At 74.5% G+C, this 994-nt stretch carries 1 protein-coding gene; it reads left to right on the top strand.

The annotated features are described in order from the left end of the window. Window position 1: 1 nt before the first annotated feature. Window positions 2-994, top strand: a 993-nt coding sequence (locus tag HC022_RS27465) for a 3-deoxy-D-manno-octulosonic acid transferase (RefSeq protein WP_368484887.1), incomplete at its 3' end; no start/stop codon positions are given.

Below are 994 nucleotides of genomic sequence, written 5' to 3' on the forward strand. Positions count from 1 at the left end.
CATCTTCGCGCTGGGAGTGCTGGCGCGGCTGGTGCTGAAACGCGACTGGCAGGCCCTGCAGCAGCGGCTCGCGCGCAGCCCGGCAGAGCCCGGCCCCCATCTCTGGCTGCATGCCGCCTCGAACGGAGAGCTGGCCTCGATCCGCCCGGTGATCGACGCCCTGCGGGCCGACCGCCCCGACCTGCCCCTGCTGGTGACCTGCAACTCCACGACCGGCGTCGCACTGGCGGAGCGCTGGGGCCTGCCCGCCCGTCTCGCCCCGCTCGACCTGTGGTGGGTGGCGCGGCGGATGCACCGCGACTGGGACGTCCGCGCGCATCTGACCATGGAATCCGAGCTTTGGCCACACCGCACCCTCGCCTGCCCCGGCCCGGTCTTCATCATGGGCGGCCGGCTCAGCGAAGCTACGGCGCGGGGCTGGCGGATGCTCGGCGGGCTGCACCGGCGGCTGCTGCAGCGCATCGCCTTCGTCTCGGCGCAGGACACGGGTTCGGCGAAACGTTACCGCGAGGCCGGGCTGCCCGAGGCCGCCGCCGGGCCGGTGGTCGATCTCAAGGCGCTCTACGCCGCCGATCCGCGCCATGACGTGGCTCTGGAGGCGGTCTTCGACCGCGCCCGGACCTGGCTCGCCGCCTCGACCCACAAGGGCGAGGAGGAGCAGGTTCTGGCCGCGCACAAGCTGGCGCGCGAGGCCGAGCCCGGCCTGCGGCTGATCCTCGCCCCGCGCCACCCGCGCCGCGGCGACGAGGTCGAGGCGCTGATCCGCGACAGTGGGCTCGACTGCGCCCGCCGCAGCCGCGACGAACCGCCCGGCGGGGCCGACATCTATCTCGCCGACACCATGGGAGAGATGCCGCTCTTCTACGGGCTGGCCGGGCGCGTCTTCATCGGCGGCACCCTCACCGACCGCGGCGGCCATACGCCCTACGAGCCCGCGGCCTACGGCGCGGCGCTGCTGCGCGGGCCCGACGTGGCCAAGCACCGCCCCGGCTTC

Origin of the sequence: Salipiger sp. HF18 (genome assembly GCF_011806505.1) — a bacterium.
In the GTDB taxonomy this organism is placed as follows: domain Bacteria; phylum Pseudomonadota; class Alphaproteobacteria; order Rhodobacterales; family Rhodobacteraceae; genus Salipiger; species Salipiger thiooxidans.